At 60.0% G+C, this 24,263-nt stretch carries 14 protein-coding genes and 2 pseudogenes; 5 read left to right on the forward strand and 11 right to left on the reverse strand.

Going from position 1 to position 24,263, the window contains the following annotated elements; all coding sequences use genetic code 11:
- Window positions 1-46: 46 nt before the first annotated feature.
- Window positions 47-427 (reverse strand): RidA family protein, encoded by a 381-nt coding sequence (locus tag A7J50_RS14190; protein WP_053256117.1) that lies wholly within the window; start codon window positions 425-427, stop codon window positions 47-49.
- 181 nt (window positions 428-608) lie between these two features.
- Here A7J50_RS14190 and A7J50_RS32265 point away from each other — a divergent pair.
- Both A7J50_RS32265 and A7J50_RS32270 read left to right on the forward strand, forming a co-directional pair.
- Window positions 609-1,376: pseudogene (locus tag A7J50_RS32265) on the forward strand (PAS domain-containing protein); the annotation flags it as partial.
- A gap of 111 nt (window positions 1,377-1,487) precedes the next feature.
- Window positions 1,488-1,964 (forward strand): annotated as a pseudogene (locus A7J50_RS32270) (methyl-accepting chemotaxis protein); the annotation flags it as partial.
- Window positions 1,965-2,011: 47 nt separating this feature from the next.
- Here the strand turns inward: A7J50_RS32270 and A7J50_RS14200 are convergent.
- Window positions 2,012-3,334 carry an OprD family porin gene (locus A7J50_RS14200; RefSeq protein ID WP_064452374.1) on the reverse strand — a complete coding sequence of 441 codons (1,323 nt, stop codon included), beginning with the start codon at window positions 3,332-3,334 and terminating at the stop codon, window positions 2,012-2,014.
- A gap of 461 nt (window positions 3,335-3,795) precedes the next feature.
- On the opposite strand from A7J50_RS14200, the gene A7J50_RS14205 reads away from it, so the two are divergent.
- Window positions 3,796-6,405: a hypothetical protein gene (locus tag A7J50_RS14205; RefSeq protein ID WP_064452375.1), complete on the forward strand. Its 2,610-nt coding sequence runs from the start codon at window positions 3,796-3,798 to the stop codon at window positions 6,403-6,405.
- A 123-nt stretch (window positions 6,406-6,528) separates the two neighbouring features.
- Complete coding sequence (locus tag A7J50_RS14210; protein ID WP_064452376.1) at window positions 6,529-7,164, forward strand: hypothetical protein; 636 nt, start codon at window positions 6,529-6,531, stop codon at window positions 7,162-7,164.
- 58 nt (window positions 7,165-7,222) lie between these two features.
- Here A7J50_RS14210 and A7J50_RS14215 read toward each other — a convergent pair whose 3' ends face one another.
- From A7J50_RS14215 to A7J50_RS14230, 4 genes are all read right to left on the reverse strand, one after another.
- On the reverse strand, window positions 7,223-8,092 hold the full coding sequence (locus A7J50_RS14215; RefSeq protein WP_064452377.1) for an isocitrate lyase/PEP mutase family protein: 870 nt from the start codon (window positions 8,090-8,092) through the stop codon (window positions 7,223-7,225).
- A 179-nt stretch (window positions 8,093-8,271) separates the two neighbouring features.
- Complete coding sequence (locus A7J50_RS14220; RefSeq protein ID WP_064452378.1) at window positions 8,272-11,325, reverse strand: efflux RND transporter permease subunit; 3,054 nt, start codon at window positions 11,323-11,325, stop codon at window positions 8,272-8,274.
- Between the two features lie 9 nt (window positions 11,326-11,334).
- The gene (locus A7J50_RS14225) at window positions 11,335-12,447 is read right to left on the reverse strand and encodes an efflux RND transporter periplasmic adaptor subunit (RefSeq protein ID WP_156526323.1); all 1,113 of its coding nucleotides are present in this window, start codon (window positions 12,445-12,447) and stop codon (window positions 11,335-11,337) included.
- Window positions 12,448-12,551: 104 nt separating this feature from the next.
- Entirely contained in the window at window positions 12,552-14,096 is a 1,545-nt protein-coding gene (locus A7J50_RS14230) for an efflux transporter outer membrane subunit (RefSeq protein ID WP_064452379.1), read from the reverse strand.
- Window positions 14,097-14,518: 422 nt separating this feature from the next.
- Between A7J50_RS14230 and A7J50_RS14235 the strand changes: the two genes are divergently transcribed.
- Window positions 14,519-15,460, forward strand: coding sequence for a hypothetical protein (locus A7J50_RS14235; RefSeq protein WP_064452380.1), 942 nt, complete (start codon window positions 14,519-14,521; stop codon window positions 15,458-15,460).
- 42 nt (window positions 15,461-15,502) lie between these two features.
- Here the strand turns inward: A7J50_RS14235 and A7J50_RS14240 are convergent, their stop codons facing one another.
- From A7J50_RS14240 to A7J50_RS14260, 5 genes are all read right to left on the reverse strand, one after another.
- Complete coding sequence (locus A7J50_RS14240; protein ID WP_064452381.1) at window positions 15,503-16,411, reverse strand: LysR family transcriptional regulator; 909 nt, start codon at window positions 16,409-16,411, stop codon at window positions 15,503-15,505.
- A 195-nt stretch (window positions 16,412-16,606) separates the two neighbouring features.
- Window positions 16,607-17,095, reverse strand: coding sequence for an Hcp family type VI secretion system effector (locus A7J50_RS14245; RefSeq protein WP_053256108.1), 489 nt, complete (start codon window positions 17,093-17,095; stop codon window positions 16,607-16,609).
- 116 nt (window positions 17,096-17,211) lie between these two features.
- Window positions 17,212-17,856, reverse strand: coding sequence for a two component system response regulator (locus tag A7J50_RS14250; protein WP_064452382.1), 645 nt, complete (start codon window positions 17,854-17,856; stop codon window positions 17,212-17,214).
- A gap of 24 nt (window positions 17,857-17,880) precedes the next feature.
- Window positions 17,881-20,568, reverse strand: a complete 2,688-nt coding sequence (locus tag A7J50_RS14255) for an ATP-binding protein (RefSeq protein ID WP_082895886.1) — start codon at window positions 20,566-20,568, stop codon at window positions 17,881-17,883.
- Entirely contained in the window at window positions 20,565-24,257 is a 3,693-nt protein-coding gene (locus tag A7J50_RS14260; RefSeq protein ID WP_167353699.1) for a type VI secretion protein IcmF/TssM N-terminal domain-containing protein, read from the reverse strand. The genes A7J50_RS14255 and A7J50_RS14260 overlap by 4 nt, the downstream gene beginning before the upstream one ends.
- Window positions 24,258-24,263 lie beyond the last annotated feature (6 nt).

Genomic DNA, 24,263 nt, shown 5'->3' on the forward strand with positions numbered 1-24,263 from the left:
TGCATTGTAGCCGTGAAATGCCTGACCGGCATCTACCACAGGGCTGTCAGGCCTTGGCGGCCATCGCGGTGACTTCCACACGCATGCCTTCAACGGCCAGGGCCGCTACGCCGACGGCAGCGCGAACAGGCCAGGGCTTGGCAAAAAATCGCTTGTAGACTTCGTTGAATGCAGCCCGATCAGCCATGTCGGTGAGGTAGATGGTCAGGTGCATGACCCGGTCCATGGAACTGCCGGCTTTCTCCAGCGCCACCTTCAACGCTTGCAATGTGCATTCGCTTTGCAGGGTGATATCACCCAGTTCCAGGCTACCGTCGGCGTGGGTCGGGATCTGCGTGGAGACCAGAATGCCGTTGAAGCCGATGACGTCGGAGGAAATGGAATCGGCATCCGGGTCGGGGGTGTAGGTCAGGTCGTGGTTGGCCATGGTGTTTTCCTGGCAGGTAAAAAGGGGCGTCAATTTAAACACAGGGTCACCGCGATTCGGCGCAAAACTCACCGGACAATTGACGTCAATTAATAATTATTTTTCGACTATCAAGTCGCGTATTTCCGTGTCGATAGTGCAATGGAGTAACCCGGATTCTGCGCACAAACGAGGGTATGTCATGTTCAATAAAACACTCAAAACAGAACTGACGGCCAGGACGGCCGAAGTCGTCGAGTATAAAGGACTGATTACTGCACTCGAGCGCTCTATGGCGGTGGTCGAATTCGACACAAATGGCAAAGTGCTACGCGCCAACGAAAACTTTATGAACGCCCTGGGTTACAGCGCCGATCAATTGGTCGGCAAGGCCCATCGTGATTTCTGTTTACCTGCGCTGACCAGCAGCCCGGCCTATGCGGCGTTATGGAATGACCTCAAGGCGGGGAAGTTCGTATCAGGCACCTTCAAGCGCGTAACCCGTGACGGCCGCGTTGTTTGGCTGGAGGCCAGTTATAACCCGGTGCTGGATGACCGTGGCCAGGTCATAAAAGTGGTCAAGTACGCGCTGGACGTTACCCGCAAAGTCGAACAGGAAGCGGCCATCCACAGCAAACTGGTCGCGCTGGACCGGGCGATGGCGGTGATCGAGTTTGACTTGAAAGGGCAAATCCTGGATGCCAATGAAAACTTCCTCAACGTGATGGGGTATTCACTCGCGGAACTCAAAGGCAAACACCACCGCATGTTTTGCGAGCCCGACTTGATCAATGGCCATGAGTACGCCGACTTCTGGCGCCGCCTTAACAATGGCGAATTTTTTACCGGGCAATTCAAGCGTGTGGGCAAGCACGGTCGCGTTGTATGGTTGGAAGCCAGTTATAACCCGGTGTATGACGGCGATGGCACTTTGATCAAGATTGTCAAATTTGCCAGCGACATCACCGAGCGCGTGGAAAAGTTCGAGGAAGATTCACGAGGCGCTTCACGGGCTTACCATATTTCATCCGAAACAGAGCGATTCGCCGAACATGGCACACAGGTGATTCAAGAAACCGCCAGTGAAATGCGCCGGATTGCGGACAACATCGGCGTCTCCGCCCGGCTGGTGGGCCAACTGGGTGATCGCTCCGAACAGATTACCGCCATCGTCAATACCATCCGCGGCATCGCTGACCAGACCAATCTGCTGGCGCTCAACGCTGCCATCGAGGCGGCGCGGGCAGGTGATCAGGGCCGTGGCTTTGCGGTGGTGGCCGATGAGGTGCGGCAACTGGCAGGGCGGACCAGCGGTTCAACAGCGGAGATTGCCGAGATGATCAGCATGATCTTGTCGGAGACCCGTGATGCCGTTGCCAGTATGAATGCCACTCAGGAAGGCGCGCAGCGTGGTGTAAGCCTGGCTGACCAGGCGGGTTCGGTGATCCTGCAGATTCGCACCAGCACCAGCGATGCCGTACAAGCCGTGAGCATGTTTGCCTCAAAGATGGATGAGTCTGAGGTCATTCCGAAAGCCGCGGTCGGCTGGGTTGGATAATGGCAGTGCGCCAGCCAGCATAGGAGCCGGTCGGCGCACTGAACGCCTTACAAAAGGGTGAACGGGTAGTCGACGATCACCCGCAGCTCATTCAACTTGCCGTCGCGCTGACCGGCATTCGATGAAACCATGGCGTCACGCACGCGCAGCGACAGGTTTTTCGCCGGGCCGCTCTGGAGTACGTATTTGGCCTCCACATCGGTTTCGTGGTGGTCGCCATCCGCGCCGTAGTCGCCGGCATAGGCGCTGTTGGCCGGGGTGTGGGTGCCATTGATGTCCGAGCCGTTGATGTAGCGGGTCATGAAGCTCAGGCCCGGCACGCCATAACTGGCCATGTTCAGGTCATACCGCACGCCCCAGGATTGTTCCCCCGGGCCGTTGAAGTCGCCCCATTGCACCGAGTTGGCCAGCAAGACCGAGTCGCCGCCTTCGCCTGCGCCGTTGTCGCCGGTGCCGATGTAGTCGAACGGCGTGTCGCCATGCACTTTCTGGAACGACAAGGTCAGGGTGTGGGCCGCCAGGAACGAATAGGCCGCCGCCACCGAGTAGGTGGTGTTGTTGATTGCCCCGGCTTTGGCGCTGCCGGTGTCGAGGGTGCGGTACAGGTTGCCGTCCAGTGCCAGCGACTGGTCATGCCCCAATGGCAATACGTAATTGAGGTTGGTGTAGTACTGGCGCCAGATATCTTCCAGCTCGCCGGCATACACGGTCGCGCTCAAGGACGGTGTGAAGGTGTATTTGCCGCCGATGAAACTGGCGCTGTTGGCGGCCACGTTGGCATAGGTCGCATAGATATCGTGGTCATGGTTGCTGGTCATGCCGCTGTTGGTGCTGGTGAAGTGCCCGGCTTCCAGGTCCAGGCCGGCGATTTCACTGCTGGTCAGGTCAAAACCGGTGGCCGTCTGCGGCAAAATGCGTGTGCCGCCAGTGGCGAAGACCGGTGCGGTGGGCTGCATATCACCAAATTTCAGCTGGGTCTTGGAGACCTTGATTTTCACCGCTGCGCCCACTGAACCGTAGCCATTTGCAGGGTCGCCATTTCGGTCGGTCGGCAGCTCACCGGTGCCGGCATCTGCGTGGGTAGCGTCGAGCTTCATCGCGCCGTACGCATAGGCATCCACGCCAAACCCAATCGTGCCCTGGGTAAAGCCCGAGGCGTAATTGAGCATCGCGCCCTGGGTCCAGTCGCGGTTGTCGGCCTTGCCGCTTTGGCGATCGCGATCGAAGTAATAGTTACGCAACAGGCCGGTAATGCTGCTGCCCTCGATAAAGCCTTTGGAATCTGCCTGGTCGGTGACAGACTCGGCGAGGGCCATTTGGCTGACACTGGCGCACACCGCCAGCGTTAACAGGCTCCACTGTTTGATCATGTTGTTACTTCCCCGGAATAATTAACGCGTGCACAGAAACACCGCATTTTTTGGACGGAACTTAGGTGTTATGGGCAGATGTTTTCAAGTGAGCGACAGGCTGTTTTTATTGTGCTCGACGTGTTTGTCGAGGCTGATTTTTATCATATTTTTCGCCACCTGCAGCGTTGCCGGCGATTAAACTCGATTAATTAAACTTCACTTCTTTTAATCAGCCGCAGGTGTAGCGTTGATAGGGTCTTAGCCGCTCTGCTTCGACAAAAACCTTTGGTTTGCCGCCGCAGGCTCTGCGGCGGATTTTTTAGACGTGGTTAAATAAACTTAGATAAATATTTATACTCGGAAGTCTCCATCACTGATGGCGATTTGATTCTGCTTGTCTCAATTATTTGTTTGTAACAAGACTGTTGCACATACCCCCCAATAATCCTCTCTCCCACGCCAGCTCCAGGAGACAGGTCATGCAGGTCAACCCGGTCGACAGCACACCCACAGCGCGCGATAACGGCAATTGGAATAAAGCGGTATCCAGGGCAGTAGGCACCCCACCGAGCGACAACCGCCTCGGCCCCGATACAAAGCGCCCTCAGGGTGACTTTCGCACCGCGCAGCAGATCATCGACGAGAACCCTTTGCTGAAAAACCTCGGCAACCAGAGCGGTGTGAAAGACAAGCTGCGTGAGCGCGTGGGGGATTTCGAGCACGATCCGGACGCCGCCTACCGCGCGAGTCGGGTGCTGGAGCACATTGAGAAACTCGATGAAAACGGCAAACCGACCGTTAAACGTTCAGAGTTCAACGAGGCCGGTAATGGCAAGATCGACGGGTTCACCAAAGGCGGTGATGCCCGTCACGGCACTGAAGCGGGGCGATTGCAGGACTTCGGCAAGTACGGCTGGGACACCCTCAAGGGCGATCTGCCGGTCACGCCACCCAAGACGCCGCCCAAAGGCGATACTCCGTCCAACCATCTGCCCTTGCCGGGAGAAGGCAGGCCGATGGGCGATACCCGCAGCGCGCAGCAGATCATTGAAGACAACCCCTTGCTGAAAAACCTCGGCAACCAGAGCGGCGTGAAAGACAAGCTGCGCGAGCGTGTCGGCGACTTCGAGCACGATCCGGATGCCGCCTGGCGTGCGGCCCAGGTGCTCAATTACGTCGAGAACTACGACGAAACCGGCAAACACATTGAAGGCGCCAACGTCGGCAATGGCAGCATCGACGGCTTCACCAAAGATGGCGAAGCGCGCCACGGCACGGAAGCAGGGCGCCTGCAGGATTTTGGCAAATACGGCTACGACAACCTCAAGGGCCTGGACGGCAACAGCGCCGACGACCAGATCAAGGACTTGAATGCCAAGGCCACTGAAGAGGCGGTCAAGGCGGCCGGTGGCGACGCCTCCAAGGTCGGCGCCGACTATTTTGTCAGCGGCACCAGCAGCGCCAGCGGTGCCGATAAAACGGCGGCGATTATCCAGTTGTCGACCGGCCTGGCCAACTATAAGGCCGGTGCGGATGCGTTCGCGCACCAGGGGCCGGCTGGGGCCAATGAGTGGTCCGGCGACGGCAAATCACCCGGCCAGCAGCGCGAAGATTTTATTCACGATGTGCAAGGCCGCATCGACAAACTCAGCAAAGACCCGGACGTGCAGCAGTTCCTCAACACCCAGGGCACCGAGCAATTGCAGAAAAGGGTCGCTGCCGACCCGGCCTTGAAGGCCGAGATGGAACGCCGCCTGGAAGCGTCATCGAGCACCGACGCGCTGCAAAGCGCGTTTGCCGCCAAGGGCGTCAGCACCTCGGATGCACTGTCGAGCTTTATCAAATACCCGGACTTCTACGCCCAGGCGTTGGGCAAGCAACCGGACTACAAAAAAGCCCTGGAAAACGCCCCGCAGGCCATCAAGGACAAAGTCAAGGCCGAATACGCGGACATCACCTCCGGCAAACAAATGAACGACCTGATCGCCAGCGGCGTGCCGGCGGACAAAGCGGTGATTCAGTCCGGTGTGAACAAAGCGATCTTCGACGCGGTACTGGATGACAAAACCGTGCAGGCCGGCAGCGCCAGCTTTAACGATGCGGCCGCCAAGATGGGCCGTGAAGACGTGCTCAAAGGCCAGTCCATCGATGATTTCTACCGTGGCCTCGGGGTTACCGGCGCCAATGATCCACGTCTCGAGCAGGTCATCAACGACAACATTGCCGCGTTCACCGCGCCCGGCGAAGCACCGCCCAAGACCGCCGATATCATCAGCGGTATCCGTGCGGTGGAGGACGCCATGCGCGGCGGCGCCAAGTTCGACGACGCCATCAAGAAAGTCCAGAGCACTTGGGGCGGCAAGCTGCCGGCCGGGGTCAGCGCGGCTTACAAGGCCGGGGTCATGCACGGCGTGTCCGGCGTATTGTTGGCCGGCGCCATCGGCACGCGGATCGCCAGCGGCAAGGGCGGCAGCACTGCGCAAACAGTGGGCCAGTCGTTCCAGGCGGCGGGCCTGTTCATGGAAGGCGGCGCCAAATTTGTCCAGGATCAGTTCGACCGCACCCAGCAAGGCACCTACAAGTTTGATGCACCCAAGTTTGTCAAAGATGTAGAGAATATCGGCAAGAGCCTCGGCGGCGTGGCCGGTAACGTGTTGGGCCTGGTCACCGGGGCGCTATCCGCCAAAAACTCGGCCCAGAGTGGCGACAAGGTCGCCGCAGGCTTCCAGGGCACCTTCGCAGGCCTCAACGGTTTGTCCGCCGTCGCCGGTGCGGTGGAAGTCGCCACTTACGTGGTGCCGCGCATTACCACGGTTGCAGCCGGTGTTGCCGAGGCCGCAGGGGCGATTGGCGGGGCTGCCGGTGCGTTGGCGGGTGCAGTGGGCGGCATCGCGGCGGTGGGTGGTTTGATCTACGCGATCATTGCCGACATCAAGGCCGACAATGCGCGTAAGAAACAGCAAGAGGATTGGTACAAAGGGCTCACAGATCAGCTCAATGGTTTCGGCGTCACGCCGCCGCCATTGGACGTCATCATTGCGCCGAAAAATGGCTACATTGACGTGGGGAATCCCAACGCCAATTACTGACTGACGCAGGCCTTTGCAACCAACACCGTCGAAATGGCGGTGTTGTTGTTTTTGCGGCTTGCCGCGAAAAATACATGCCCTATCATGGCGCACGCTCTCCTCTCTACAAGGACCAGAGGCTTCATGAAAAAACCGTCATACATCCTGCTTGCCACAGTTTTATTGGGGCTCAGTGCCTCAACGCTGGCGGCCGAAGGTTTTATTGGCACCGGCATCAACACCGGTAACGGCTATGAACCGGATGGCCACGGTGGCCTTAGAGGCACCGGGGGGAACCTGGGCGGTGACTATAAGCTGCTTGAAGATGGCTCTCTCATGGGCACCGGCAAAAATAGCGGCAAAGGGTATGTGCCGGCCGATGACGGTGGCCTCAAAGGCATCGGCTACAACAATGGTCGCGGGTTTGCCCCGGATGGCTCGGGCGGCTACAAGGGCACCGGCTATAACTCAGGCGAGGATTACCGGTCTGACGGCAAAGGCTATTTTCGCGGCAACGGCACAGCGTCGGGCGCCAGCTGGCGGTCCGATGGACAAGGCGGCTATGAGGGCACCGGCGAATACCGCAAGCGTGGGTATAAGTCTGATGGCCGTGGCGGCTATATCGGGACGGGCAAAAACGAGGGGCGGGGGCTTGAGTCCGATGGCCGGGGCGGATTTATCGGCACGGGTGACAACGCGGGTGGCGGCTGGGAACCTGATGGGGACGGCGGCTACAAAGGCACTGGCAATAACCAGGGAGAGCGCTGGAAACCTGATTGAGACCGCGCTCACCCCGTGAGCCCGGTGCTGATTGTTTCAATCAGCACCGTTGCGACCCTTACTCCTTAACGTCCATGAACTCTGCAGCCCATGCCACGTAGCTCTCCGGCAACGTGTAGGTATGCGTCAGTTCAGTCGCGCTGAGGTTCGAGGTGCTGCTGGTCATCTTGCGCTGGGCGCGCAAGCTGTCGTAAGTCGCCTTGATCGACGCAAAGTAGGCGCCGTGGCCGGCCACCACAATGCGCACGCCCAGGCTGGCCAGGCGCTCGCTGTCATTGAGCTTCGGATTGCCGTAGGTCACCAGCATCAGTGGCACGGTGAGGTTTTCTGCGATCTGCTCAAGGTGCTCGAAGTCTTTGACCCCAACCATGCAAATGCCGTCCGCACCGGCGTGTTCATAGGCCTTGGTACGGGCGATGACATCTTCGGTCGGCAACACCCCTGCGTTGGTCCGGGCGATGATCGACAGCTGCGGATCGACACGCGCCTCCAGCGCCGCCTTGACCTTGCCGATGCCTTCCTCAACAGAAATCAGGTCGGTGGATTTACGGCCAAACTGGGCGGGCAACAGCGTGTCTTCAATCGTCAGTGCGGCCACGCCGGCACGCTCAAGCTCCTCGACGGTGCGCATCACGTTCAGGGCATTGCCGTAACCGTGGTCGGCGTCAGCGATGAAAGGCAGTTGGGCGACACGGCCAATCCGGGTGGCCTGCTCGACGAACTCACTCAGCGTGATCAATGCAAAATCCGGTGCGGCCAGTACCTGCAAAGACGCGACTGAGCCACCCAGGATACCGACCTCAAACCCCAGGTCTGCCGCGATACGGGCGGACATGGGGTCGAAAACGGAGGCGGTTTCAACGCACATTTTCTTTGCAAGCAATTCACGGAAGTTGCGGCGCAACGCTGAGTGAGAAATCTTCGGCATGTTCTTTCCTGGCTCTGTCATCGTCGAGTGACGATCAATGTCTATTCATGGTGATGCCAGATTACCATGCACACGAACCGGGGATTATGACGTTTGAGCATGGGGTAGGCGCCCAACACATGGATTGTTGCTTCACGCTTGGGGGCTGGACAAGGCGATAAGGCGCTTTCTGCGCCTCATCACCCATACGCCTGCTGGGCCGTGCCTGCCTCGTGACGATGCGTCGCGCCAATAAACAGGTACATCGCCGGCACCATGAACAACGTCAACAGCGTGCCGATCGACAGCCCGGCGAAGATCACCAGGCCCATATCATGCCGCCCGGCCGCCCCGGCGCCGGAGGCCCAAACCAGTGGCACCACGCCCAGCACCATCGCGGCCGTGGTCATCAGGATCGGGCGCAACCGCACCGCGGCCGCTTCTTCAATCGCCTCACGCTTGCTGCGGCCTGCGCGCTGCAACTCGTTGGCGAACTGCACGATCAGAATCCCGTGCTTGGTGATCAACCCCAAGAGAGTCACCAGGCCGACCTGGGTGTACACGTTAATAGAGGCATAGCCCATGGTGATAAACGCCAGCGCGCCAAACAGGGCCGGCGGCACCGAGAACAGAATCACCACCGGGTCACGGAAACTCTCGAACTGGAAGGCCAGGGCCAGGTAGACGATCAGAATCGAGAACAACAGCAGGCCGACGAACCCGCCTGACTCCTGTATGAATTGGCGCGATTCACCCGAGAAGTCGGAGGTGTAACCCGAGGGCGCAACCTGGGTCAGGATCGTGTTCAGCTTGGCCAGCAGCTCGCCCTGGGCCACACCACTGACGCCCGAAAGCGTGGCCGAGTTGAGTTGCTGGAAGTGGTTGATCGATTCCGGCTGCGTCGAGGTCTCGATATGCGCCACCGTACGTGCCTGGATCATGGCGCCTGCGGGTGTGCGAATGTAGTAGTCGAGAATTTGCTCGGGGTTGAGGCGATCCACCTGCAACACCTGGGGAATCACCTTGTAAGAGCGCCCGGCGGTGGAGAAGTAGTTCACGTAGTTGCCACCCAGTGCGGCAGACAAGGCGGCACCCACGTCGGCTTGGGTCATGCCCAGCGCGGCAATTTTTTCGCGGTCCACCACCAGCTTGGCTTGCGGCTTGTCCAACTTCAAATCCATGTCGGAAAACCAGAACAGCTGTTGTTTTTGCGCCTCGGCCATGACTGCCTGCGCGACTTCATTGAGGTTTTCCACCGAGTCGGTGGTGGTGATCACAAATTGCACCGGCAGCCCTTGGGCGCCCGGCAGTGACGGCAGCGGAAAGGCCGCGATCGTGGCGCCGGGCACCTGACTCCATTTTTGCTGCAGATCCAGGATCAGCTGGGCTTGGGAGCGCGTGCGATCCCCCCAGGTCTTGAGCAACACGCCGCCCAGGCCCTGGTTAAGTGCAGGCAGGCCGGTCAGCTGGAACATTTGCGCGTATTCCGGCTCTTTGTTGGCGATCTGGAAAGCCTGGTCGGCAATCCGTTCCATCTGTTGTGGCGAGGCCGTCGGCGGGCCTTTGATCTGCATGAAGACCAGCCCTTGGTCTTCGGTGGGGGACAGCTCGCTTTTGGCGGTCATGCCGCTGGCGGCGACCAGCAGGAACAGCACAAAACCAAACGTCACCAGCACCGGCCAGATGTCCAGGCCGCCTGACAGGACGCGGTGGTAACGCCCGCGTAGCCAGTCAAAGTAGTGGTCGAGCCGGCGTGCGAAACGACCTTCTTCCTGCCCGGTCTTGAACAGCTTGGAGGTCATCATCGGTGAGAGGGTCAACGCGACCACGGCCGACACGGTCACAGCGCCCGCCAAGGAGAAACAGAACTCCTTGAACAGTGCCCCGGTGAGCCCACTGCGCAGCCCGATAGGCACATACGCGGCAATCAACACCACCGTCATCGCGATAATCGGGCCACCCAGTTCCCGCGCCGCCAACAGCGCCGCCTCGAGCACGCCTTTGCCTTCCTCCTTGATATGGCGGTCGACGTTTTCCACCACAATAATCGCGTCGTCGACCACCAGGCCAATCGCCAATACCAACGCGAGCAGGGTCAGCAGGTTGATGGAATACCCCAGCAGGTACATGACAAAGAATGTGCCGACCAGCGACAGCGGGATCGCCACCAGCGGCACAACCACTGCGCGGAACGAGCCGAGGAACAGGTAAATGACCACCGACACAATAATCATGGCCTCAACCAGGGTCTTGACCACCTCGTAAATCGAGGTGTTGATGAACGCGGTGGAGTCATACACGATGTCGCCGCGCACGCCGGTAGGCAGTTGCGACTGCAGTTCGGGGAAGGCCTCGCGCACACTGTCGGCGACGGTCAGGATGTTCGCGGTAGGCGCCACCTTGATCCCGATGAACACTGAACGCTTGCCGGAAAACGCCACGCTGCTGTCATAGCTTTCGGCGCCAAGGGTCACGGTCGCGACATCTTCCAGGTACACCAGCGCGTCGCCTTTCTGCTTGATCACCAGCCGTTTGAACTCATCCACCGTGTGCAAATCCGTCCCGGCCGTGAGGTCCACCGTCACGGTTTGCCCTCGCGTCGATCCGACGGCAGACAGGTAGTTGTTGTTGGCCAGGGAGGCGGCGACGTCCTGCGCGGTTACGTTATGTGCCGCGAGTTTGTCCGGGTCCAGCCAGGCACGCAGGGCAAACTGGCGCCCGCCGAGGATCTCGGCGGTTTGCACGCCCTGGATCGAATCCAGCTTGGGTTTGACCACCCGCACCAGGTAGTCGGTGATGTTATTGGTGGGCAGCGTGTCGCTGTAGAAACCCAGGTACATGGCGTCTGTGGTCTGGCCGACGGCGATCGTGAGCACCGGCTCCTGAGCCTGGGCCGGCAGTTGGTTCTTGACCGAGTTGACCTGGGTATTGATCTCGGTGAGGGCCTTGCTCGCGTCATAGTTCAGCCGCAGCGTGGCGGTGATGGTCGAGACACCGGTGATGCTTGATGAAGAGAGGTAGTCAATGCCCTGGGCCTGGGCAATGGCCGACTCCAGCGGCTGGGTAATGAAGCCTGCGACCGTGGACGCGTCCGCACCGTAGTAGGCCGTGGTGATGGTGACCACGGTATTTTCGGTCCGTGGCCATTGGTTTACGGGCAATTCAAAGATCGAGCGCAGCCCCAGGATCAAGATGAATAGCGACACGACCACGGCCCAGACCGGTCGCTGAATAAAGGTATCGGTAAGTTTCATGGGACACCTTTAATGTTCTTGGGGAGTCGGAGCCGGGTCGTTCAGCGGTGCGGTGCTGTTATCGACCTTCACCGCCGAGCCGTTTTTGAGTTTCATCTGGCCACTGGTGATCAACAGATCGCCTTCTTTCACGCCGGACAGGATGGCAACCTGATCACCACGGGTCGGCCCAGTCTTGATGAAGGTTTGTTGCGCGGTGAGCACCTCATCGCCCTTGTCATTTTTGCTCGACGTGGCGATGAACACCGTGGTGCCGTAAGGGTTATAGGTGACCGACGTTTGTGGCACGGTGAGGTAGCGCTGGGTCGTACCCGAGTTGACCACCGCGCGGGCAAACATGCCGGGCACCAGGTTTTGTTTGGGGTTTTCGACGGTGGCTTCGACCGTGACGTTGCGTGTGGTTGAATCGAACTGGGTGTCGATGGTGCTGATCCTGCCCGTGAAGGTTTGTTTGGACAGGCCATCGGCCGTCACCGAAACCGCTTGGCCGATGGCGATAGACTCCAGCTGGGTTTGCGGCACCGAGAAGTCAATGTAGATCGGGTCAAAGGTCTGCAACGTGGCGATTTTGTCGCCGGGGTTGAGGTACTGTCCGGGGTTGACGCTGGTAATCCCGATGTGCCCGGCAAACGGTGCGCGAATGGTTTTTTTCGCCACCAGCGCCCGTTGCTGTTCTGCGGCGGCGAGTTTGGCCTTCAAGTCGGCAGTGTCGGTATCAACCTGGGCCTGGGACACCGCGTTTACCGCCAGTTGCGCCTTGTCACGCTTGAGCACGATCACGGCCAGGTCGGCCGTTGCTTCAAGCGAGTGAAGTTGCGCGATGTCGGCGTCGGCATTCAACTGCACGAGCAGTGCCTGGGCCTCGACGCCTTGCCCGGGTTTGAAGCCGATGGTGCGCACGATACCGCCGACTTCGGTGGTTACATCCACCCCGCGCACCGCCTTCATAGAGCCCACGGCGGAGACACTCGGTTGCCAATCGCTGAAGGGCACCTGCATGGCCGTTACAACAGCGGCGGGCAAGGGCACTTTTGACTGGGCAATCAGCGCTGAAATCTGCACGAATTTCACCCCGGCAATGATCGCGACTATCACCACGACCACCCCGATCATGATCAGCATCGGCCGCCACAGTCGCCGCTTGCGTGGGCTGCCGGGCTGGGGTGGTGGGGCAGAGGCAGGGTTGACTTCAGCCATGGGGGTTCTCGCTGTTTCAATGATTCAATTCAGTTGAGCCGCGCCGCATCGGCAGGCGCCGCCTTGGTCTTGGCCGGCATGATTTCTTGCCACGACGGCAGGCCGAAGCGATCCGGGCGACCCTTGGTGGCGGGGTCCACATCCGCGCGGTTCCACCAGCCGCCACCCAATGCCTGGAACAGCGCAGTGGTGTCGCTGTACCGGGCGGCCTGCGCCTTGACGCGCGCCAGTGCCGTGTTCTGGTAAGTTTGTTGGGCGGTCAGCAGGTTGATGTAAGCCACCGCCCCGAGGCGGAACTGGGCCTGCACCAAATCGAGGTTGGCCTGTGCGGAATGTTCAGCCGCGACTTGCTGGTTGAGCGCGTCGGCGTCAGCCTCCAGCGCTCGGAGCGCATTGGCCACATCCTGGAACGCCGTAATCACCGTGCCGCGATAGCGCGCCGCCGATTCGTCATAGGCCGCCACGGCGGCACGTTTGCGATGTTCGAGGGCGCCGGCATCAAATATCGGTTGGGTGATCGAGCCGGCAAGGCTCCAGACGCCGGAGCCTGCTGAAAACAGCTTGGTGCCGCTGGTCACCGTAGACCCCAAAGAGCCGGTAATGCTGAACTGCGGCAACTGGTTGGCGACGGCCACGCCAATGTTGGCGCTGGCCTGATGCAGTTGAGCTTGTGCAGAACGCACATCCGGCCGCTGGCCGACAATGGCCGAGGGCAAGCTCAGCGGCAGTTCTTGCGGGAGTTGCAGAGACGCGAGGTTGAAGCGCTCGCCTCGATCCTGATTTGGAAATCGGCCCAGGTAAGCCATCAACTGGTTACGCGTTTGCGCCAATTGTTTTTGCAGGGGCGGCAAGGTGGCGCGGGTTTGCGCCAGTGCGGTCTGCTGCGTGAGCACGTCGGCATCACCGATGGCGCCGAGTCGGCGCTGCGCCTGCAGCAGGTCCAGTTGGCCGCTCTGGAGTCGGATGATTTCTTCGGTGGCGGCGACTTGATCCCGCACAGACGCCAGGCTGATGGCGGTATTGACCACATTGGAGGTCAACGTAAGGTACGTCGCCTCCAGCTGGAAGCGTTGGTACTCGGCTTGCGCTGTGGTCGATTCAATTTGCCGGCGGGTGCCGCCGAAGACGTCCGGGGCGTAGGAAACGCTCAGCGACGCGGAGCTCACCGTGAGAATCGGCGACTCGGGGAGGCCAGACGTGGCCCCGGAGACTTTCTCGCGGGTTTTCTGAACGTTGCCGCTCACCGAGGGAAACAGCGACGCCTGGTCGGCGTAGACCAGCTCGTTGGCCTGGCGCAGCGCTGCTTGTGCGGCGCTCACATCGGGGTTGGCACGTAAGGCTTCTTCGACCAGAGCGTTCAACGCCGGCGAACGGAACAGCGTCCACCATTGCCCGGGAATATCCATCCCGGCGATCAACCGCTGCGCCGCGCCGCCGACGGCGATGTCGGCCTGGGCAGTGGTGGTGAGTTTTTCCCGCGAGTAGTCGGCATTCGCGGCCACATCGGGCCGTGTGAAATCAGGCCCGACGGTGCAGCCGGCGAGGGCAAGGCACAGCAGGCTCAACGAGGCCATAAGGTGTGAGGGTCGAAAAAGCGCACAGGCTGGCGCCACAGGGTGCGGTCCCGATGCAGGCTGCCGAGGCTGCTCTTTCATATTCACTCTGATTAATCAGTTGGTTAACTGCTTGTTTGTTCAGCAATGAGTAAAGGTGCATCAGGCCGGGCCGCTTGGCGTGACGGGGTTCAAGTCACGCGGGGCGCGTGGGTTGAACGTTAATTCAAGAATGGCGTAACCGCCAATAGATGCAATCTTCAGCGGGGGATGTTGGGTGAGGGTTGCGCCTATCTTGCCGGTACCGGGTGGCTGCCCCATTGCGCATAACTGCTGTGCGGCGTGAGGGCTTAATCGCCTGGCGCGCGATCACTATAGTTTGTTCACCGTCGCAACGCCCTGCGAGGCGCTGTGCAACCCAGCCGAAGAGTGAGGTGAACATCATGAACAGCGAATTCAAGCCCGACCACAACCACGCGCTGCCGAGCCATCAAGCGGACGCCGAATACTTTGAATACAGCAAAGCGGCCAACCCCATCAGCGCCAATCTGATTACCCGAATTCCGTACCACAACTTTCCGGCATCGCTCTATGACAGCGGCCCCTCACGGGTGGTAGCGCTCGACCTCAGTGATGCACTGGGTTGCGAAGGCCCGGCCACCGGCCCGGGGCTGTGTGCCAATTTCATTCGCCTGAACGCCGGCGACGCACTGACGCTGCACCCTAACGCGACTTCACAAGTGTTCTACGTGATTGCCGGGGAGGGGCGTGTCGTGCAGGGCGAGCACGCTATCGAATGGTCAACCGGTTGTTTTATCGCATTGCCGGGCATGCTGGAAGCCCGCTTCAGTGCATCACAGGATGCGCGACTGTACTACGTGCACGATGAACCGCTGCTGCGCTATCTGGGGGTGACGCGCAGCACCGACCGCTTCGTGCCAACGCTGTACCCCGCAGCACTGGCCAACCAGAAATTGCGTGAAGCGGCAGATGATCCACATGCCCAGGATCGCAGCCGTATCAGTATTTTGCTGGGTAATCGCAACTTTCCCCAGACCCGGACCGTGACCCATGTGCTCTGGGCAATGTACGGCATTCTGCCGGCGGGCTCGATTCAAAAGCCGCACCGGCACCAGTCGATTGCACTCGACTTCATCATCGACTGCCCCGAGGGGTGCTATTCACTGGTCGGCACTGAGCTGGATGCCGACGGCCAGATCCGCAATCCGGTGCGCGTTGATTGGGCGCCTGGCCTGGCGTTTGTGACGCCACCGGGTTACTGGCACGCGCACTTCAACGAGTCCGACCAGGAAGCCTTCCTGATTCCTGTCCAGGACGCCGGGCTGCAAACCTATTTGCGCGCGTTGGATATTCGGTTCAGCTGACAGGCCATAAAGGCACCGCCCTGGCCTTGTTGCCGGGCGGTTTTAGCGTTTCCAGTAAGGTGTATCACCCAACTGCTCGACGATAAAGTCGATAAAACACCTTACCTTGGACGACACGATTCGCTTCGGCGGATAGACAAACCACACGGCATACGCCTGCTCTGCGCCACGGATTTCCCATTGCTCCAGCCAGACCTGCAATTCACCCGCTGCAATACTCTTGGCCACCAGCCAGTCAGGCAGCAACGCATAGCCCAGCCCTTGGCGCGCGGCGATTAACTGAGCGTCCAGATCGTTGATCCGCACACCGTCGTTATGCATCAGTGGCAACAGTTCGTCGGCGCGGGCAAACGCAAAGTGCCCAGCGGCATTCGTACTCACGATGGCAGGCAGGCCCGCGAGGTCTGCGGGCGTTGCCGGAGCCGGGTGTTCCATGCAAAAAGCCGGGCTTGCCACCAGCCAATACTTGCCGTCGCAAATCTTGCGGGCTTTGAGCGTGGAGTCGGGAAGGGCGCCAATGCGTATGGCAAGGTCCACGCCTGAATGGATCAGGTTGACCTGGTCGTCATCCAGTACAAGCTCCAGCTTGATCTGCGGATAGCGGGCCAGAAACAGGTTCAAGACCGGAAGGATATGGTGGCGGGCAAATGCGGGCGGCAAGTTGAGTTTAAGTAACCCTCTGGGTTCCTGGTTCAGTGCCGAGGTTGCCGCTTTGGCTTGTTCAAGTTCATCCAGCACCCTGCGGGCGTGCATCAGAAATGTCTGGCCGCCTTCCGTCAGGTGCAGCATGCGCGTGGACCGGTTGAACAAGGCGATGCCCAGGTCCTGCTCAAGATCCTTCACGTAGCGTGAAACCGTTGACGCCTTGATGCCGAGCCGCTCGGCGGCACGGGAGAAGTTATTGCCTTCAGCGGCTTCGACGAAGGCGGTTAGCGCAGTGAAATAGTCCAAGTGCCGCCTCGCTATTTAGGATGGGGAGAGGCGCTCAGGTTACCGGCTCTTGTCGGGCGCGGCCATTCACATCCTGCAACCCCATTCAGCGAGGTACTGCAAAAAAGCAATCTGTAAGCATTGTTCAATGGTTGTTCCAAACACAGGTAGACGAAGGCTACAGGGCGATAGGACCCTGCAGCCTTCGTTGCCGTCTTATACCTTCGGCGCCAACCACGAATCTTCGGCTTCAATGCCGTCTGGCTCGTAGGTCCAAGTGATTTTTTCGTAGGTGAACGCCAGGTCTTCCATGTGCCCCATTTGCTTGTTGTTCGGGTCCAGGCAGTTCGGCGTCCATGACTTCATCGACACCAGCACCGCATTTTCGAGCTTCGCGGTGTAGTACTTCTCCTCGGTGCCTTTGGGCGAGATGCGATAGAACTCTAGGGAGACGGTTTTCATTTGCTCGCCGGACGTCAAGGCCTGGTAGAGCTTGGGCGAGGCCTTGTCGATTTCCTTGGTCAGGGTCATTGCGCCATGCACGCGCTTGCCTGTAGGAAGCCCGGTTTGCGGGTTTTTCGGGATTTCGATGGTGTGGTCTACGGCCTGCAGGAGGATCTTTCCTTCGTGGCCCTGGACTTTGGTCGAACCTTCGATTTTGCCTTGGTTCTGGCCTTCCAGCGTGAGATAGCAGGGCATGGGCATAACGAGCACTCCAGTTCATTAAGTAAGGTGAACGTACGCGATGGCCTTCAAGCCGCTTCGCGATGGAGTCAGATTACTGAGGGCCGGCAACCGCGACCCTCCGGTGAAGACCTGAATCATTCTTGAGCGCACACGCCCAGCTTGAACGCCCATTGGGTAAGGTCCGCGGCGTTGTGCGCATCGAGTTTTTTCATCAGGTTCAAGCGGTGGGTTTCGACCGTTTTCAAGCTGATGCATAACAGCTCGGCAACATCGCGGTTACGCGCGCCTTCAGCCACCAGCTTAAGGATCTGGCGCTCGCGATCGGTCAGCGTGATGCCTGGCTGTGCGCTCGCGTTTGCCCGCAGCGCTGCGACCTGGTCGGGGTTCAAGTCGGCATCCAGAAACGGCCGGCCCGCGAGCAACGTGGCAATGGCCGCCCTGAGCACCTCACTGGTGCTGCTTTTGAGGACGTAACCATCCGCGCCGGCATCCAGCGCCAAGGCGGCGTTTTGTTCACTAAGACGAGCCGTGAGGGTCAGGACACGAATAGCTGGCCAGCGCTGGCGTATCAACGGCAAGGCAGAAAGGCCATCCATCACCGGCATGTTCAGGTCCAGCAGCAGCAAGTCCGGCTCTAGGGCGCGGCACACGTCCAGCGCCTGGCGCCCATTCTCGGCGTCCCCGACAACCCTGACTCCAGGCGCGTCAAGGAGCAGGGCACGCAAACCCTCACGCATCAGCGGGTGGTCATCTACCAGCACAATCCGATAGTCAGCCATAGGTCATCCTGTATGAGGGGTGTATCAAAAAAGCCGCGCGCACGCGGTCTCAAGACTGCGTAATGCGGCTTCGCAGTCAGCGTGTTTTTGTTGTTCTGCACTGTCTTCAAGCTGGCGGCCGAGGTGCTCCAGCTCCCGCTCACCGAATTGCCCGCAGGTGCCTATAAGGGTGTGTGCCAGTTGCGCCAACTCCGCGTAATCCGCCACGTCGCACGCCTGGCGCAGCGCACCCAGCAAGCGTTGCGTGTCGACCCGAAACAGCTCGCGCAGGCGCGGTTCGGTGAGCGGCGAGACGGCTGGCGGCTCAGTGGCCTGCACCCGTAGAGGGCCAATGGCACCGGCGGGCATCGGCGCAGGTTCCATGCCGCGCTTGAGTTGCCAGGCAATGGCGGTTTCCAGTGCCCTGAACAGCTGCCCGGGCAGCACCGGTTTCGCCAGGTAGGCATTGGCACCCTGGCGCAGGAAACCTTCGCGATCACCTTCCATGGCGTTCGCTGTCAGTGCAATGACCCAGATATCTTCATCGAGCACCCCATTCGCCCCCGAGCGCAGCTTGCCGATGGTTTCCAGCCCACCCATCACCGGCATTTGACTGTCCATCAAGACCACGTCGAAGATCACTTTGCTCATCAGCTGCAAGGCTTGTTCCCCATTGCTCGCGCACTGGAAACGATGGCCGAATCGTTCAAGGTACAGGCAGGCGATTTCACGGTTGGTGGCGACATCGTCTACCACCAGAACATTGAGTTGATACGCTTGGCCAAGCAGTGTGTCCATGTCCTCGCGTACCGGCGGTACGATCACTTCATCCGGAGCCAGGGGCGGGAAGGGCAGCACCAGGGTAAACGTCGACCCATTGCCGGGTGTACTTTTGACTCCGAGCTCGCCGCCCATGAGTTGCGCCAGGCGGTGGCTGATTGAAAGGCCCAACCCGGTACCGCCGTATTCGCGAGTGGTGGAGGCATCGGCTTGGCGAAAAGCATCGAAAATCTGTGCCTGTTTGTCCTCGGCAATGCCAATGCCGGTGTCTTCGACGCTAAAACCCACGGTGATCCCCGGCCCCTTCCACACCAGTAACCGCACAGAACCACTCGGGGTGAACTTGATGGCATTGCCGAGCAAATTGAGCAATATCTGCCGCAAGCGCAAGGGGTCACCCTTGACGCCCGCCGGTACGTCGCTGGCCACTTGCACGGTCAGGCGCAGCTGCTTCTCTTGCGCACTCGGCACCAGCACGTTGATCGCCTCGGTAACCAACGCAACCACGTCGAACGCCGTGTGTTCCACGATAAGGTTCCCTGACTCTATTTTGGAAAGGTCAAGAATGTCGTTGATCAACGCCAGCAGCACGTCGCCGTTATCTCGGATAGACCCCACGAAGCGCAGCTGTGGTGTGTCCAATGACGTGTCAGCGAGCAAATGGCTCATGCCGATGATCGCGTTGAGCGGGGTACGGATTTCGTGGCTCATGTTCGCCAGGAACTCGCCCCTGAGCAGGTTGGCCCGGTCGGCGCTCTGCCACGCTTCGCGCAACTCGCAGGTGCGCGCCTGCACCTGGCTTTCAAGCCCCAGACGCTCGGTGTGAACGGTGTCGAGCAGGTCGTTATAGGCTCGGGCAAAGCGTCCCAGCTCATCGTCGTGAACCACCGGCAGGCGGCGAGTCAGGTCATCGGAGTGTCGGGTTTCTTCGATGGCCTGGGCGAAGCCGGCCAGCGGGCGCGCCAGTTGTTGGCGCAGTACGGTGAGCAGGCCCAGGGTCAACAGCACCAAACCGATCAACGCAAACGGCGCTTCGTTCATGATCAGTTGCAAGGTGTTGGCCTGCAGGCGCGCTCGCGGGTAAAGCGACACCAGGTACCAGTCCAGCACGTCCAGGCGCGCGACCACCGCAGTGCCATGGTTGAGCTTCAGTAGCTGGGGAAAGGTGCCTTTCATGTCCAGGCCGGGTAACGGCGTCGTCAGGTAACGGTACTCTTTGGGTGCCCCTCCGGGCAGCGTGGCGATGGGCAGCCCGGTGTGGTCGATAATAAAACCGTTGTAGCCGCGCAGTAACTGCGACATGCGCGCAAAACGGTCATTGAGCTGCAGGTCGTAGCCGGTGATGACTTCCACCTTGCCGTGCTTGTCGCGGCCGATGGCGGCCACAGTGATCAGTTGTTGCCCGGTATGGGGGTCATAGACAGGCCCGTCCCAGACAATGTCGGCCTTTGTATCCGGCAGGCGCTTGCTCAAGTCCCGCAGATAGTCGGCACGGCTGGCGGTAAACCCCTTGACGGGGTAGGGGCCGGTGGAAAAGGCAGCGCCGATGCCCGGGAAGTAGAAAAACGTATCCACGATCATCGACAGGCCCGCCGCGCCATAGGCTTCGGCCGCCACTGCTGCACGGGGTAACTTGGTCGACGGTGCGGCGCCTGGGTCGGGTAGCCAGCAGAGCGTGCTGCGCGGCGTCGGTATATCGATTTCTTCGGTCGCCGGGCTGCGCCACAGTCGCAGTAACCGGCGGGCGCCATCGGCGCTTTCCTGCAAATCATCGTTATCGACGCGCGTGATCAACTCCACGCGTTGGCTGAGCTCCTGCAGCGACTCGCGCTCCAGTTGATGGTAGACGCGCCACGCGCTCAGCCCGGTTGCAACACACCAACTGCCGGCCAGAACCACGACCAGCACGCAGGTAATGCGCAAAGCCAGTGACCGGCGCCATAGTTTTCTCATTCAGGTGGGGCCTTGGTATCCGCTGGCCATACGGGGGACGGGGTGCCCGACCAGCCATAGGCAATCTGTGCCGGTGGTGCCTGCGCGGCCAAACGCCGTTCGGCAACGCTGCCTTGCGCGGCTTCACCCACTGCGTTAGTGGCGTCCTGGGTATCCATGGCCGTCAGTTGGTCACTGATGGTTTTCAGTTGTTCATTGATCGCCTTGGACTGGCTGTCGGCAGCCTGGGTTTGTTGGTCGGTTTGTAACAACGTATCCGCCCCGGTATATCGATAGGTGAGTGTCAGCTGGGTAATGTTATCGCTGGCCATCAAGTCACGCTGGTCAGGAAAGTCGTCCGGGGTAAGGGTGCGTTGGCCACTGGCAAATGACTGCAGGAAATCGATGAACCCATGCTTGCCAGGCCAGCGTTTAGTCAGCGTGTAGTGTGCAAAACGTACCTGCAGGCTGACATCGCCGCACGCGCCTGGCGTCCAGGTGAAGGATTCGCTGGTGGGGAAATTGAAGTTATCCAGGACGGTTGTATGGCTGCTGCATTGCAACGTCAGTCGGGTTTGCTGCGGTAATTGCCGGGCGCCCAGGTTGATCGACACCGGTGTGGCCTGAATGCCGACCACGGAGGCACTGGTTGGCAGGCTGAGCTGGGGCTGCAACGCTGCCAGCTGTGCCTGCAACTCTTTTTCAGCCGTTTGCAGATTTTGCCGTTGCGCCTGGCGCACAGCCTGTTGCGCACCTGTTTGGCGCTTGGCGGCTGCGAGGTCCGACTGGGCATGTTGCATGCGGCCAATGTAGGCAAGGAAGGCACTGTTCATCGGCACTTTCTGGCCCAATGCAATAACCGGTTTAAACCCCTGCGCATCCTGCTGGATGAAGGTCTTGATTGGGCCATTGAGAAACCGCGGGAGTTGGCCGCGCTCGCCATAGAGCGCGTCATTCAACAACACCGGGTCTTGCACGCCCGCCACGGCGCCCAATACCTGGCTGTTCCATTGCTGCTGCAATTGGCTGGCGGCAATCTGGCCGGCGTAGGCCATCTCGAAATCCAGGCCGCCGGAGGCCAGTTTCCAGACGAGCGATTCGCGCGCGTCACCTTGCGTCAATTGGTTACGCAAAGCGTCGCGCAGGTCTTGAGCTTCCCACAGGGCAGCGGACTTGATTGTCGGGTCGTTGCCAAAGCCCCAATTGTCGAGGGCTACCTGGAACGCCTGTGCATCGCTCTTGCGCAGGTCAGTGGCTACCGCCTGCAATTTTTGATTGAACTGGCTAAGTACCTTTGCCTGCCTCATATCACTGTTCACGGCATCCACGCCCTTGGCGACAGAGCCGCTGCTGGCGACATCCTTGATTGCGTTACCGCCCAGTTCATTGGCGATGCGCAGGTGTCCGAGCAGGCTGCTGTTATCCGCTGCGGGGGTTTCTTGCGCCAACTCAAACAGGCGGTTCATGTGCACGCTCAGTTGCGCCCACGGCCTGCGGTTGGCCGCCGGAATCAAGGCGAAACGCTCGGCAGTGCGTTGCAGCAGTTGACGGTAAGGCGCACGTGCCGTGCCGACGGTACTGAGGGCGTCGCGCCATTGTGCTTGGCTGGTCATCCGGGCTTGATCCATCGAAAGGTAACCTTCGACAAAGCGATACCAGGCATCCTGCGTGTCATCCTGGTACTGCACAAGAAAATGCTCACGTTGATTTTTCCATAATGCCTGATTACCCGTCGCGGCGATCAGCTCATCGATGAATCCCAGAATCGCGCTGCGGCCTTCAAAAGTAAATGCACGGGGTAGCGCAGCGTCGGCGTCTTTCGGCACCTGCGAGTAGTCAGAATAGCGAAGCGTGGGCAATTGCGGCTGTTGGTCAGCCCAGGCTTCCAACCAGGACAATGACCGATTGGCAAGGCCCAGGCCGTTAAGCTGGCGCAGCGCGTTAGCGCGATCCTCCACCAAGGCTCGTTCGTCGGTTTGCCAGTTCAGGTAAGCCTTGAAGCTGCCACTCAACGATTGCACCTGCGTCGCACTGGGCACCTGATCCGGTAAAAACCGCCGTAGCAGCGGCAGCAGTTCCTCGCCAGGGCCTGGCAAGGCATTCAGGGCGCCGCCGGCGAGGCGCGCATTGATCAAGTTGATGCGCCGAACCAACAGCTCCGTGTAGCTGGCGATCAGGGTGTCGTCGTTGCTGGTCGCAATCGCCTGCAACTGATCAGGCAGCAGCGTCATGAACAAGGGGCGCTGCACGTTTTTATCGAACCCGGCCACGTATCCGGCACGGTCGAACTGAATCACTTGATTGACCCGGTTGTGGAAAGGCAGCCAGCGCTTCCAGCTCGGCGTCACATCATGCTCAAGGCTCTCAATGAACTGGTGATACTGGTCAAACGTGTGCAGATCCCGTTCCAACCCCTTATCGAAAGTGCTGGTGGGCGGCCATTTTTGAGCGATCAGGTCCAGTTCGTGACTGACATGATTGCTGGAGTGCATCAGCAGGACGGCGCAGGCGCCGCATCCGACCAACCACAGCACGACGGCGGCATGCCCTGTCAAACGGCGCCAGTGCCGCCAACCGTCGATGGCGCGGTACGCGAAGCGTTGCGAAGGCAGTACACGGTCGAACAGTTCATGGCTGAACCAGCCGACCGTGCTGCCATCTTCCTCAACCCCCTCGGCGGTTAAAAACAGACCGGACAACAGGGGCGGGGCGCAGTAAGGGTTGCTGGCGAAGGCGGGCAACAATAGTTGTTCCAATGCCGGGCGCAGCGCGGCGACACGCTCGGGAAAATGCAGTGCCTGGGCGTTGGGCAGCAGCCGTTGCCCAAGGTCGACCCGCAGTTCGAAGAGACGACGGCCGACTTCACCCAGTACCTTGTCCAGGAATGCGCGGGCGTCTGCATCGCCACCATCGACCAGCAGACCGAGCGCCTGCTGGCGTTGATTCTGAGTGAGGCTGGCGGCCCATTCCGGCATGCCGTCAATGCGCTCAGCGCCGGTAAGAACCAGGTACACCGGCAGGCGTGCTCCGAATACCTTCACCAGATCGTCCAGTTGGCGGCGCAGATTCTGCCCAAGCGCGGTCAGGTGAGCCTTGTTCTTGTCTTGCAGAGATTCAATCGCAACCTCCAGAATCACGCCGTTCAGCGGTTCGCGCCGCCGTGAACGCAACAGTCGCAACAACAGGCGTTTCCAGGCACTGGCACTGTCGAGCAAGCGGCTGGACGGGTCGAGTACCACGGCATTCTCAAAAAACCACCAGTCAAGTACGTCGCCGGGTGAGGTGCTCGCCTCATGCCGTGCTGAACGCAATGGCGTATCCAGGCCGCTACGCGCCAACAGTGTGCTTTTGTCGCGTGTGGTATCCCCGAGCAGCATGAACCAGGGCAGGGCATAGAGTGCAGCGCCAAACTGGCCCGACTGGCCCAGACGTGACTGGCGCAGTAAACGCACACCGCTGTTCCAGCACTGATCGACATCGGGCTCGAGCGGATCGGCGCGCCCAGGCAGGTCGCGCTGCAGGCGCTTGCGCAGCCGCCAGCCTTGCCAGTAGCGCACCGTCCGCACCAGCATCCAGGTGCTGAGAATCACCGCGATGAGCATCAGTGGCATGCACCATAAAGGCCAGCCAGACAGCACCGTGACCACCCAGCAAGCACAGCCGAGAACAATCAGCGCGACCATCCAGAGCACGGCGACAAGCGCTTTCATCAACAT

The organism is Pseudomonas antarctica (genome assembly GCF_001647715.1).
Taxonomy (GTDB): domain Bacteria; phylum Pseudomonadota; class Gammaproteobacteria; order Pseudomonadales; family Pseudomonadaceae; genus Aquipseudomonas; species Aquipseudomonas antarctica_A.